Source organism: Pseudorhodoplanes sp., from assembly GCF_059499825.1.
On sequence record NZ_JCABZI010000013.1, the window covers coordinates 1 to 13457 of the forward strand.

A 13457-nucleotide genomic window follows, 5' to 3' on the forward strand; every position below is an offset into this window, starting at 1 on the left:
CCCCTCACCCGGCTCGCATCTTCGATGCTCGCCACCCTCTCCCCGCAAGCGGGGAAAGGGACGTTGCGGCGAGCGCGGATTGTTTGGGAACGGACTGATGTTCAAGCTCATCGATTATGCCATCAGCCACTCCCGGCTGACGATCGCGACACTGATCTTCCTCCTGGTCGCCGGGTTCGTGTCCTATCGCACGATCCCCAAGGAGGCCGAGCCGGACGTCAAGATTCCGATCATCTATACGCAGCTCACGCAGCGCGGCATCTCGCCGGAAGATGCGGAGCGGCTTTTGTTGCGCCCGGTCGAGACGCAACTCAAGTCGGTCGGCAACGTCAAAGAGATGCGCTCGACCTCCTATGAGGGTGGCGGCTATGTGCTGCTGGAATTCGAGGCCGGCTTCGATTCCAAATCGGCGCTCGCCGATGTGCGCGCCAAGGTCGATCAGGCCAAGCGCGACCTGCCGCGCGACGCCGACGAGCCTGTCGTAACCGAGGTCAATCTCTCGCTCTATCCGGTCCTCGTGGTCGCGTTGTCCGGCGATGTGCCGGAGCGCTCGATGCTGCGCATCGCCCGCAACGCCAAGAACATCATCGAACAGGTGCCGGGCGTGCTGTCGGCCGAATTACGCGGCACGCGCGACGAGGCGGTGGAGATCATCGTCGAGCCGATGCTGCTTAAGAGTTACGGTGTCTCACTCGATCAGCTGATTTCGACGGTCAACGCCTCCAACAGCCTGATCGCGGCCGGCGCGCTCGAGGGCGGCACCGGCCGGTTCGCCGTGAAAGTGCCGGGGCTGATCGAGAAGCCGCAGGACGTGCTGAAAGTACCGGTGGCGGCAACCGCGGGTGCGACGATCACCGTGGGTGACGTCGCGCAGGTCAAGCCGACCTTCAAGGATGCGACCTCGATCACGCGGGTCAACGGCCGCTCCGCCATGACCATCGAGGTCTCGAAACGCACCGGCGCGAACCTGATCGAAACCGTCGACGGCGTGAAGGCTGCGGTGGAGAAGATGAAGGGCACCTGGCCCAGCTCGGTCGAGGTCACCTTCACCCAGGACAAGTCGAAAGTGATCCGCCAGATGCTGGCGGACCTGCAGAATTCGGTTGCGACCGGCGTGTTGCTGGTTGCCGTCATCATCCTGTTCGCACTGGGCTTCCGGGCCTCGCTGTTCATCGGCATCGCAATTCCAGCGTCGTTCCTCGCGGGCGTGCTGGGGCTTCAGCTTGCGGGACTCACGATCAACATCGTGGTGCTGTTCTCGCTGATCCTTGCCGTCGGCATGCTGGTCGACGATGCCATCATCGTCTCCGAATTTGCCGAGCGCCGCATGTCGGAAGGCATGCCGCCGAAGGAGGCCTATTCGCTGGCGGCCCGGCGAATGTCAGGTCCGGTGATCGCTGCGACCGCGACCCGCGTCGCCGCATTCTCGCCGCTGTTGTTCTGGCCCGGTGTGGTCGGCGAATTCATGAAGTACATGCCGATCACGCTGATCGCGACGCTATCTGCGTCGCTGGTGGTGGCGCTGTTCTTCACGCCGACGCTCGGCGCGCTGCTCGGCAAAGCGTCGCTGATTCCGCATGACGAGCGGGTGTCCGATCGCGGGCCCTACATGCGCACGGTGAAATTCGCCCTGCGCTATCCGGGCGGCACGCTAGCCACCGCTTTCGCCCTGCTGGTGGTGGTGATCGTTGCCTATGGGAAATTCGGCAAGGGCGTCGAATTCTTCCCGAGTGTCGAGCCGGATTACGGCCAGGTCATCGTGCATGCGCGCGGCAACATCTCGCTCGACGAGAAGGACCGCATGCTGGCGGAAGTCGAAAAGCGCGTGCTCGCATTCAAGGGGCTTAAGACGGTCTATACCCGCGTCGGCGAGCAGCCGCGCGGCATGAGCGAGATCAGCGAAGACACCGTCGGCGTGATCCAGTTCGAGTTCGGCGACTGGCAGACTCGCGATCCCGCCAACAAGATCATGGATGCAATCCGGGCGAAGACCGCGGATATTCCGGGCATCCTGGTGGAGGTGACGGCGCCGCGTGCGGGGCCGCCGACCGGCAAGCCGGTCCAGGTGCAGATCGGCGCGCTCAACCCGGAGGTGCTGCCGGCCGTGGCCAAGAAAGTGGCCGGTATCCTGGCGCAGCACAAGGATATCCGCGATCTCGATGACGGCTTGCCGCTGCCCGGCATCGACTGGAAGATCGACGTCGACAAGGCCGAGGCTGCGAAATATCAGGCCAGTCCGAACACCGTCGGCACCGCCGTGCAGCTTGTGACCAACGGCGTGAAGGTCACCGAATATCGTCCGTCCGAAAGCGACAAGGCGGTCGATATTCTGGTGCGCTTCCCCAACGATCGGAGGAGCCTCGATCAGATCGACGAATTGCGGGTGCAGACGCAATCCGGCCAGGTGCCGATCGGTAATTTCGTCCAGCGTGTGCCGGTGCAGCGCGTCGGCTACATCAACCGGGTCGGCGGCAACCGCGTGATCACGGTGTCGTCGAACGTGGCGGAAGGCGTGCAGAGCGCCAAGGTGCAGCAGGAGATCGCCGCCGAACTGGCGAAAGCCGATCTCGGCGCGGGCGTTACCTTCCGCATGAAGGGCGAGGACGAGGAACGCGAGAAGGCCGGCGCCTTCCTGATGAAGGCGTTCGGCACCGCCATGTTCCTGATTTTCGCGATCCTGCTGGCGCAGTTCAATCGCGTGACTTCGGTTCTGCTGGTGCTCAGCGCGGTCATCCTGTCCACCATCGGCGTGCTACTGGGCCTGATGATCATGGGCCAGCCCTTCGGCGTGGTGATGACCGGCATCGGCGTCATCGCCAATGCCGGCGTGATCGTGAACAACAACATCGTGCTGATCGATACTTATGACCGGCTACGAAGCGAGGGCATGGCGGCGTATGAGGCGATCATGGAAACCTGCCGCGAGCGTGTGCGGCCGGTGCTGCTAACGGCGGTGACCGCGATTCTCGGCGTGCTGCCGATCGCATTCGGCGTCAATCTCGACTTCATCCTGCGCGAGGTCACGGTCGGCGCGCCGGCGACCCAATGGTGGATTTCGCTGTCGACCGCGATCGTGTTCGGCTTGAGCTTCGCCACCATCCTGACGCTGATCGTGACACCGGCGGCGCTGATGCTGATCGCGAATGGCGCGGAGTGGCGGATCGCCAGGCTGGCGAAGCTGCGCGCGTGGTGGAAGCGGCGGCGGAACAAGACCGCGGCAGCGGCTTGATACGACGAGGTCTCGTGTCCCGGATGCTGCGCAGCACAAGCATAGCGCAGTGATGCGCTGCTGATCCGGGACCCATTACAGAGACTTTATGGGTCCCGGTTCTGCAGCGCACCGTTTCACGCTGCGCTGCGCCCGGGACGCAAGAATTTACAACGTCGCTTCCACCGCGCGCCGCAATTCGTTCGAGACATGCGGGCGCACGCCGTAGAACGCCTCGAATGCCGGGACCGCCTGGTGCAGCAGCATGCCGAGCCCGTCGACGGCGATGTTGCCGCGTTTGCGTGACGCGGCGAGCAGCGGGGTCTCCAGCGGATTGTAGACAATGTCCGCAACCATCGCCGCCTTCGGCAGCGCGTCGAGCGAGAGATCGAGCGGCGGATAGCCGACCATTCCCTGGCTCGTGGTGTTGACGACAAGCGCGGCGCCGTCGAGCGCATCGTTGCGCTGCTCCCATGACACCACACGAATGCGCGATGCATCGATGCGTGCCAGGTCCTGCGCCCGTTCCAGCGTGCGATTGGCCACCCGGATGTCGTCGGCGCCATCATCGAGCAGGGCAACCACGACGGCCCGCGCGGCGCCGCCGGCTCCGAGAATGACGATCGGCCCGGCGCTCGCTTTGAAGTCTGATTGCACGTCGCGCAGGCTCGCCAGGAAACCATAGGCATCGGTGTTGAAGCCCGACAGCGTGCCGTCATCCTGGACGACGACGGTATTGACCGCGCCGATCCGCGCCGCCACCGGATCGACCCGGTCGATCAGTTCAAGCACGCCGCGCTTGTGCGGGATGGTGACATTGCAGCCGGAAAAGCCGAGCGCGCGCAAACCGCGGATCGCGTCAGCCAATAGGTCCGGCTGAACCGGCAGCGGCAGATACGTTCCGGCCACGCCGTACTGCTTCAGCCAGTGCCCATGCAGCACCGGTGAGCGCGATTGCGCGACAGGCCATCCGATCACGCCGGCCATTTTGAAGGGTTGCGGTGTTGCCATGATTGCAGATACGGAGCGTTCGATTGCGGTTGGTAGAGGTAACCTGCAAAGGTTACCCATGAAGTAACACGTCAGGCACCCCCGTCATGAGCAAATCGAACGTCATCCAGATCCGCATGGGCGGCTACGGCCCGGCCACCACCGGCTTCAGCAAGGCGCTGAAATTCATCGGCGACCGGCTGATCGCGGAATTCGGCGGCCGGATCGACGTCAAGTATGTCTGGAACATCATGGATTTCGGCTATCGCTCGGAGGACATCCTCTGGCTGGTCGAAAGCGGCGTTCTCTCGCTCGGGTATCAATCGTCGAGCTACCTGACCGATCGCGTGCCGGAGCTGGGCTTCGTCGATCTGCCGTTCCTGTTTTCCAGCAAGGAGCAGGCGCGCGGCGCTATGGACGGCGCGCTGGGCGCGAGGCTTGCGCAGGCGATCGAGGACAAGGTGAATTACCGCATCGTCGGCTGGTTCGAGAACGGCTTCCGTCATATCTCCAACCGCCTTCGTCCGGTGCGCAGTCCTGCCGATCTTGCCGGGATGACCATCCGCGTGTTGCCGAGTGAGATCCAGAAACGCACCTTCGCGCTGCTTGGTGCCGTCCCGCAGCGTCTTGATCTGACCGAGGCGCTGGAGATGATCGTCGCCGGCACCATCGATGCGCAGGAAAATCCGCTCGCCAACACAGTCACCTATGGCGCGCACAAGTATCATCCCTTCCACACGCTGACCGGCCACTTCTACATCTCGCGGCCGATCTTCATCTGCCGCGCGCAATTCGATTCATGGCCGATGCCGCTGCAGGACGCGATGCGACGCGCCGCGGCGGATGCCGTCACGTTCCAGCGCGATCTTGCGGTGCAGGAAGAGCTGGAGGCACGGCGCGCGATCGAGGCGCAAGGCTGCCGGATCGAGGAATTGACCGCGGCCGAACATGAGGCCTTCGCGCATGCGGTGAGGTCGATGATGGCTGAGGCCGGTGAGACCTATGGTCGCGACATGCTGAAACAGGTGGGCCGGTAAGGAATTTCTTTCACATCACGAAAGTCGACTTTACCATCTCGAAAATGCCTTGACTCCGCTGCCCACGCGCCGTTTTCTTTCAAGAACAATAACAAGCTGCCAGAGGGAAACGCCGTGTCCGATACCGCCGTCACCCCAATTCCGCTTGCCCCCGTCACGACAAACGGGAGCGCGAAGGCGTCCAACGGGAGCGTGAAGTCGCCGCATCGCGGCTCGATTCAATCCGTCGATCGCGCGCTGTCGCTGCTGGAATCACTGGCCGAAGCTGGCGGCGAAGCCTCGCTTACGGACCTGTCGCGGTGGACTCATCTCAACGTGTCGACCTGCCACCACCTGCTCTCGACGCTGGTCAACTGGGGCTATGTCGCGAAAGTGCCCGGCCGGCGGTCCTATGCACTGGGCGCGCGCGTGCTCTATCTCGGGCATGCCTGCCTGCGGCAGGTGGATCTTCCGCGCCGCTCGCAGGTCTATATGGACCGGATCAATCAGGCGACCGGCGAGAGTGTCCATCTCGCGGTGCTGCAGGCCGACAACATCATCACGCTGGTCAAGCGCGAAGCGCGGCATGCCGTGCGTGTCGATTCCGGCATGCTCGGACGGAGCGATGCACCGCATGCGACCGCGACCGGCAAGGCGATGATTGCCTGGCTGCCGGAAGACCAGATCCGGCGGATGCTGCCAGCAGACCTGAAGCGGTTCACGGACAATACCATCGTCGACTTCGACACCCTGATCGAAGAACTGCGGCACGTCCGCCGCAACGGCGTTGCGATCGACCGCGAGGAGTTTCAGCCCGGCGTGATCTGCATCGGCTCGGCGATTCGCGATCATGCGGGCGCTGTGGTCGGCGCCATTTCCGCATCGGCGCCGGCAATGCGCGCGACCGAAGAACATCTCGCGCTGATGAAAAGGGAAGTGATCGGCGCAACGAGCGCGCTGTCGGCCGAACTGGGCGAACCCGGCGCGATGCAGCCGATCGTCACGGACGCTTAGGACATTTTTTTCAACGGAGAGTGGGCGATGTACGCACCTGCAGGGGTGAAAACCAGCAAGGATTTCCCGATCCCAGACAACATGAAGGCCTGGGTGCTGGGTGATCCCGGCGAACTCAAGCTGATCGACAAGGCCGTGCCGGTGCCGAAGAAGGCCGAGGTGCTGGTGCGCATCGATGCGGTCGCGATCTGCGCGACCGATCTCGAGATCATCTATCACGGTCCGCCGGCGATGATTCAGGGCGGCATGCCGCACAACAAGAACTTCACGCCGGGCCATGAGTATATGGGCACGGTGGTCGCGCTCGGACCGGGCGTCGACGAATACAAGATCGGCCAGCGCATCACGGTCGAGATTCATGCCGGATGTGGGCAATGCAAGCGCTGCCGCGAGGGCATGTATACCTCGTGCCATAACTACGGCCTGAATTACGGTGAGGTGGACAAGGGCCATCGCGCCAACGGCTTCACCACCGACGGCGGCTTCTGCGAATACCAGGTCAATCACATCAACACCCTGGTCGCGATCCCCGACGACATGACCGACGAGGAGGCGACGCTGGTCGTGACTGCCGGCACCGCGATGTACGGCCTGACCGAACTCGGTGGACTGGTGGCGGGCGAAAGCGTGGTGGTGACCGGCCCCGGTCCGATCGGCCTGCTCGGGGTCGCGGTTGCGAAGGCGATGGGCGCACAGCCGGTCATCCTCACCGGTACGCGCGACAACCGTCTGCAGATCGGCAAGGAGCTCGGCGCCGATCACGTCGTCAATATCCGCAAGGTGAATGACGTGGTGCAGGCAGTAAAGGACCTCAACGGCGGCAAGGGCGTCGACTACGTGGTCGAATGCTCGGCGGCACCGAGCGCGATGAACGAGGCCATCAAGATGGTCAATCGCGGCGGCAAGGTCTGTCTCGCGGCGTTTCCGCATGGCGAGGCGCCGGTCGATATCGCGCATATCGTGCGTAACAACATCTACATCTACGGCATCCGCGGTGAAGGCAAGACCGCAACCCACCGCGCCGAAGCCTTCATGAAGCAGAAGCGTTTCGACGCCACCAAGATCCACACCCATACGTTCCCGCTGGAGGATCTGCCGACGGCGATCCGCTATGCCAAGGATCGCGTGGAAGATGCGATCAAGGTGGTGGTGAAGATGAAGCCCGGCGCCGCGCAGAAAATCGCGGCGGAGTAGAGAGTAGAGAGAGCCGTCATCCAGAGGTGCCCGACGCGTTTGCGTCGGGCCTCGAAGGGATGACGGGCCGTCGCCCTTCGAGGGAGAGCGTACCCGCTCTTCTTTCCCTCTCCCCGCCTGCGGGGAGAGGGTGGCGAGCGAAGCGAGCCGGGTGAGGGGCCGCTTCGACATGATGCGATGTGGTTGCCCCTCACCCCACCCCTCACTCCGTGAGAACGGGGAGCGGGAGAAACGGAGCAAGACGAACCCAATGCTTCTCTGCGACGAATATCTGACGGCGACCACGCTCGATGAGGCATTCCATCTGATGGAAACGCATCGCGGCCGCTATCGGCTCATTGCGGGGGCGACCGATCTGCTGCCCTGGGCGCGCGAAGGCCGCGCCGGCGACGTGCATATTCCGGTACTCATTGATGTCGCACGCATTCCCGAACTGCGAGAGCGTACAGTAACCGATGCGCTGGTCCGTCTCGGTGCCGCGACTCCGCTTCAGCGCTTTCTCGACGATCCGGTGCTTGGCCGCGTCATGCCGTCGATGCCGCGCTGCGCGATCTGGTTCGCCGACGATCAATTGCGCGAATCCGCGACCATCGGCGGCAACATCGTCAATGCCTCGCCCGCGGCCGACGGCGTCCCGCCATTGGTCGCGCAGGACGCGATCGTCGAACTGGCCAGCCGCCGCGGCGGCAAGATCGAAACCCGCCGCGTACCGATCCACGATTTCATCGCCGGTCCCGGCAGAACGACGCTCGCCGACGACGAAATCCTTACCGCGATCGAATGTGTTGCTCTGCCCGGCTATGGCGGCAGTTTCGAAAAGGTCGGCCATCGCCGCTCGCTGGTGATCTCCACCATATGCCTTGCCGCCATGGTGAAACTCGACGCGTCCGGCCGCAATTTCGAGGATGTCCGCCTTTGCATCGGCGGTATCGGTCCGGTGCCGGATCGCCTGCTTGAGGTGGAAGCGTTTCTGAAATCCGGTCCGCTCACGGCGAGCCGGCTCGAACGGGCGGCGGAGATGCCGGTATCGCTGGTGCGCTCGCGCTCGCGGCAGGAATACCGCCGCGACGTGGTCCGCGGTTTCATGCTGCGGGGCCTGTTCAACGCCGCGCAGCGCGCCGGGGCCGGTCCCGATGTGCTGACGCCCGATATGGAGGCTGCCTGTGCCTGAGCTTCGCATCGAAGCTGTCGTCAATGGCCGCAAGGTTACGCGGAGCGCGCAGCCCTATCAGCGGCTGCTCGATTTTCTGCGCGAGGACCTGCACCTCACCGGCACCAAGGATGGCTGCGGCGCCGGCGAATGTGGTGCTTGTTCGGTGTTTGTCGATGGCGTGCTGATGAAGTCCTGCCTGATGCCCGTCGGCAAGGCGCAGGGATCGAAGATCGACACCGTCGAGGGCCTGGCGCAGAAGGGCGAATTGTCGCTCCTCCAAAAGGCCTTCCACAAGACCGGCGCCAGCCAGTGCGGCTATTGCATTCCCGGCATGGTGATGGCGGCGACCGCGGCGCTGCGGGTCAATCCGTTCGCCGATCGTGAAGAGATCAAGGAGCGGCTCGGTGGCAATATCTGCCGCTGCACCGGCTACCAGAAGATTTTCGACGCTGTGGAACTGGCGCGCGACGTCCAGAACGGCCGGCTGCCGGTCACCGCGCTGGCCGAGACCGAGGTCGCCGACGGCAAGTTCATCGGCGCCAATGTTCGCCGCCTCGACGCGCCGGGCAAGGTCTCGGGCGCACTGAAATATGCCGGCGACATGACCATGCCGCACATGCTGCATCTGCAGGTGCTGCGCTCGCCGTATCCGCATGCGCTGATCGAATCGATCGATACCTCGGAAGCCGAAGCCATGGAGGGCGTCGAGGGTGTCATCACCGCCGCCGACGTGCCGGGCGAGGATGGCTTCGGCGTGTTCGTCCACGATCAGCCGGTGATGGCGCGCGGCAAGGTGCGCTATGTCGGCGAAGCCGTGGCTGCGGTCGCGGCGGAGGATGTCGTCACCGCGAAGCGCGCGCTGGCGAAGATCAAGGTGGTCTACAAGCCGCTGCCCGCGGTGTTCGATGCCTTCGCGGCGATGCAGCCGGGCGCGCCGGTGGTTCACGATTACGCGCAGGACAACGTCACCAAGCATATCCCGATCCGCAAGGGCGACATCGAGAAGGGTTTTGCGCAATCCGACCTCGTGGTCGAGCAGGATTACGAGACCCAGGCGATCGAGCACGCCTATCTGGAGCCGGAAGCGGGCCTCGGATATGTGGACCACGACGGTGTCGTCACCATCGTTTCGCCGAGCCAGAACATCACCCATCACCGCCACATGCTGGCGAAGATCATCAAGAAGCCGATCAGCAAGGTCCGCTTCATCATGTCGCCGGTCGGCGGCGGCTTCGGCGGCAAGGAAGACATGATCTATCAGGGCATGCTGGCCCTGATGGCGATGAAGACCGGGCGGCCGGTGCGGCTCGTGTTCACCCGCGAGGAATCGATCGCGGTGACCGCGAAGCGCCATCCGTCACGCACTACGCTCCGGATGGGCCTGACACGTGACGGTCGTATCCAGGCGGTGGCGCTGAAGATGATCTGCGACGGCGGTGCCTATGGCCTCTCGACCGAGGGCGTGATGCGCAAGGCGGCGATCCTCGGCGCCGGCCCCTATGCGATTCCGAATTTGCAGGTCGATACCTACGGCATCTACACCAACAACACGCCCTCCGGCGCCTTCCGCTCTTTCGGTGCGCTGCAGACGCAATTCGCGACCGAGTCCCATCTCGATATCTGTGCCGAACGGCTCGGTCTCGACCCGTTCGAAATTCGGCGCATCAATGCAATGCGAGACGGCGCCGAAACCCATACCAAGCAGCAGCTCAAGTCCGTGAGCTATCTGCGTGTACTGGAAGCCGCCGAAAAAGGCTCGCGCTGGGAAAAGGGCGTGCCGGTCTCGCGCGGCGACACGCGTTCCGATCTCTCCGGTGATGGTGTGCGCGAGGCGTGCACGCTGGGCGCGCGATTTGCTGCCGACGGAAGCAAAGACGGCAAGCTGGAGGCAGCGGAATAATGGCACGCAAGCGCGGACGCGGCATGGCCGGCTGCTGGTACGGGATCGCCCGCACCGCGACGGTGGATCGTGCCGGAGCGTGGGTCGAAATCGATGACGGTGGCTCGGCCAAGGTCGTCACCGGTGTGACCGAAATCGGCGAAGGCATTCTCACGGTGCTGGCGCAGATCGCGGCACAAGAACTCGGCGTGCGGCCGGAGGACGTGACCATCGGCGACAACGACACCGCGCGCTCGCCGGAAGCGGCGCATGCCGGTGCCACGCGTCAGACCTACATGATCGGCAATGTGGTGGCGCTGGCCTCGCGCGAAGCCTTCGGCAAGCTGGCGCAGGTGATGGCGAATGAATGGGGCGTGCCGCCGGAGACGATCGAGGCCGCATCCGGCGAGATCTGGGCCGCGGGCACCAACCATCGCACGACAATGGACAAGGCGGTGCATCTGGCCAAAGGCCGCGGGGTGGTGCCGCTTGGCTCCGCGAGCTTCGGCACCGACACCACCGGGCTTCATCCGGTCGATGGCGCCGGCCGGCCGTGGCAGGCCTATGTGTTCGGCTGTCAGGTCGCGGAAGTCGAAGTCGACACCATCACCGGCGAAGTGCAGGTGCTCGGCATGTGGGCGGCGCATGACGTCGGCCGCGCGGTGAATCCGAAAGGCGTCGAAGGTCAGATCGAGGGCGGCATCGTCCAGGCACTCGGGCAGGCGCTGATGGAGGATTACAAGCTCGAGGGCGGCCACACCACGACGCCGGGCTTTGCCAAATACATCCTGCCGACCTCGCTCGATGTGCCGCACATCACCTCGATCATCGTCGAGGACCCCGATCCGATCGGGCCGCTGGGCGTGAAGGGTATCGGCGAGCCGGCCATGGTGCCGACCATCCCCGCGGTGATGAACGCGATCTATGACGCGGTCGGCGTGCGCATCACGTCCCTTCCCGCATCGCCGGAAAAAGTGCTGCTCGCCATTCGCGAGAAGGAACGCGCAGAACGCGAACGACGCATCCATTCGGAGGCCGCCGAATAATGCTCGACAGGCCCGCTTCCGCAGCGCAGGTGTTCGATGCCGATCTCTCGGCGATCCGGGCCTTGGCGCATGTGGTGCCGGGTCCGCTGCCGGTTGCCCTCAATGCGGTGAAGTTCGCAGCGTCGATCCGTCCGCGGAAATTCGTCATCGAAGGCGGGGACGAGACGCCGGTGACCATGCCGCGCACGGCCTGCCAGGTGGTCTATCCCGATGGCAGCGTGATGATCGATGCCGGCATGGACAAGGCCACGCATGACTCGTTCGGCGAAGGCGAGCCTTATGACGAGAACGCCTTCGCGCAGGTGATGGCCGCGCTGCGCGCCGCGCGCATGATCGTGCTGACGCATTATCACGCCGACCATGTCGGCGGCGTCGTGACTGCGGATGATGTCGATGCGCTTGCGCACAAGACCATCGCGAGCGCCGAGACGCTGTCGCTGATGATGAACCAGCCGCATCGCCCGCATCTGAAATTACCCGAACGCCGCGCCGAGCAATTCATCTGCCTGAGCTACGGCCGCTATCATCCGGTTGCGCCCGGCATGGTGCTGATCAAGGCACCGGGCCATTCGCCCGATATGCAGATGATTTACCTCCGCCTGCAGAGCGGGCGGGAATACCTGCATTCGATCGATGCGGCCTGGAATGAGGCAAACATTCGTCATGTGAAAGGAAAGGCCGCGCCATGGGTAAAGGAGGATGGGCCGGCCGTCATTGCGCAATTGCGGTGGCTTAATCAGCTCATGCAAGACGAACCCGATCTCCACATTTTAGTCACGCATGACGGCGAGCTTCTCGATCGATTGGTCGGTGGCGGTGCGGTCGGCGGGAGTCTCAGGGTCTGACCCGAACGAAGGTCCGACAAGGACCGCACCATAACGATGAAGGGGAGAATGATGACGGCAAGATACGCTTCCAAGGCAATCCTCGCATTCGCGGCGGCTTTGATGCTGCCGGCACTCGGGCACGCGCAAAGTTATCCGACGCGCCCGATCACGGTGGTCGTGCCGTTTCCCGCCGGCGGTCCTAGCGACGTCGTTGCGCGCATCGTCGCCGATGGCATGTCGAAACATCTCGGCCAGACCATGGTGATCGAGAATGTCGGCGGCGCCGGCGGCACGCTTGGCTCCGGCCGCGTCGCGAGCGCGGAGGCCGACGGCTACACGCTGCTCGCGGGATCGATGGGTTCGCATGTCGCGGCGCCGGTTCTGACCCCGAATGTCCGCTACGATTCCGAACGCGACTTCATCCCGATCGGCATCACCGCGGATGCGCCGGCGGTGATCGTGGCGCGCAAGGATTTTCCGGCCAACAACATGAAGGAATTCGTGGCCTACGTGAAGGCGAACGGCGACAAGGTGAAACAGGCGCATGGCGGCGTCGGCTCCTCGTCGCATATGGCGTGTCTCCTGTTCAACGCCGAAGCCGGACTGAAGCCGACGCCGGTCGCGTACAAGGGCACCGGACCTGCGATGAACGATCTGCTCGGCGGCCATGTCGATTTCCTCTGCGAGCAGTCGGTCAGCGTTGCCAGTCAGGTGCGCGGCGGATCCGTCAAGGCTTTCGGTGTCTCGAGCATGGGCAAGATCGAGGCGTTGCCGCAGGTGCCGGCCGCGAAGGACGGCGGCGTGAATTTCCAGATGAGCGTCTGGTCCGGCATTTTCGCGCCCAAGGGCACGTCGAAGGAAGCAATCGGCAAACTCGCGTCTGCGCTCGACAAGGCGCTCGACGATCCGAGCGTGGTCAAGCGGCTGACCGAACTCGGCGGCTCGATTCCGGTCAAGACCGAGCGCGATCCGACGAAGTTCGACAAGCTGGTGAAAGCGGAAATCGTACGCTGGAAGCCGATCCTGGAGAAGGCGGCTCCCCCGGCAGCAAAGAGCAACTAAGTACACTTATCTTGTAAGGCGGGTTAGCAAAGCGTAATCCGCAACACTCGTGCAGGAGCGGCGGGTTA

Annotated in this window: 10 protein-coding genes; 9 read left to right on the forward strand and 1 reads right to left on the reverse strand. The window is 63.9% G+C overall.

The genetic code is table 11. From position 1 onward, the window contains the following. The first annotated feature begins 97 nt into the window (after positions 1-97). Positions 98-3229 (forward strand): efflux RND transporter permease subunit, encoded by a 3132-nt coding sequence (locus tag AC5I5I_RS18350; RefSeq protein WP_495975371.1) that lies wholly within the window; start codon positions 98-100, stop codon positions 3227-3229. A 147-nt stretch (positions 3230-3376) separates the two neighbouring features. On the opposite strand, the gene AC5I5I_RS18355 is transcribed toward AC5I5I_RS18350, so the two are convergent. Further along, positions 3377-4219 (reverse strand): shikimate dehydrogenase, encoded by an 843-nt coding sequence (locus tag AC5I5I_RS18355; protein WP_495975372.1) that lies wholly within the window; start codon positions 4217-4219, stop codon positions 3377-3379. Positions 4220-4305: 86 nt separating this feature from the next. Here AC5I5I_RS18355 and AC5I5I_RS18360 point away from each other — a divergent pair, with 86 nt between their 5' ends. From AC5I5I_RS18360 to AC5I5I_RS18395, 8 genes are all read left to right on the forward strand, one after another. Next, positions 4306-5235, forward strand: a complete 930-nt coding sequence (locus AC5I5I_RS18360) for a TRAP transporter substrate-binding protein (protein WP_495975373.1) — start codon at positions 4306-4308, stop codon at positions 5233-5235. 114 nt (positions 5236-5349) lie between these two features. Next, positions 5350-6228 (forward strand): IclR family transcriptional regulator, encoded by an 879-nt coding sequence (locus tag AC5I5I_RS18365; RefSeq protein ID WP_495975374.1) that lies wholly within the window; start codon positions 5350-5352, stop codon positions 6226-6228. Positions 6229-6255: 27 nt separating this feature from the next. Further along, positions 6256-7422, forward strand: a complete 1167-nt coding sequence (locus AC5I5I_RS18370) for a zinc-dependent alcohol dehydrogenase (protein WP_495975375.1) — start codon at positions 6256-6258, stop codon at positions 7420-7422. A gap of 250 nt (positions 7423-7672) precedes the next feature. Next, positions 7673-8593 (forward strand): FAD binding domain-containing protein, encoded by a 921-nt coding sequence (locus AC5I5I_RS18375; protein WP_495975376.1) that lies wholly within the window; start codon positions 7673-7675, stop codon positions 8591-8593. After that, the gene (locus tag AC5I5I_RS18380) at positions 8586-10475 is read left to right on the forward strand and encodes a molybdopterin-dependent oxidoreductase (protein ID WP_495975377.1); all 1890 of its coding nucleotides are present in this window, start codon (positions 8586-8588) and stop codon (positions 10473-10475) included. Before AC5I5I_RS18375 ends, AC5I5I_RS18380 begins: the two co-directional genes overlap by 8 nt. After that, entirely contained in the window at positions 10475-11500 is a 1026-nt protein-coding gene (locus AC5I5I_RS18385; RefSeq protein ID WP_495975378.1) for a xanthine dehydrogenase family protein molybdopterin-binding subunit, read from the forward strand. The genes AC5I5I_RS18380 and AC5I5I_RS18385 overlap by 1 nt, the downstream gene beginning before the upstream one ends. Next, complete coding sequence (locus AC5I5I_RS18390) at positions 11500-12345, forward strand: MBL fold metallo-hydrolase (protein ID WP_495975379.1); 846 nt, start codon at positions 11500-11502, stop codon at positions 12343-12345. The genes AC5I5I_RS18385 and AC5I5I_RS18390 overlap by 1 nt, the downstream gene beginning before the upstream one ends. 51 nt (positions 12346-12396) lie before the next feature. Continuing rightward, positions 12397-13389 (forward strand): Bug family tripartite tricarboxylate transporter substrate binding protein, encoded by a 993-nt coding sequence (locus AC5I5I_RS18395; RefSeq protein ID WP_495975380.1) that lies wholly within the window; start codon positions 12397-12399, stop codon positions 13387-13389. Positions 13390-13457 lie beyond the last annotated feature (68 nt).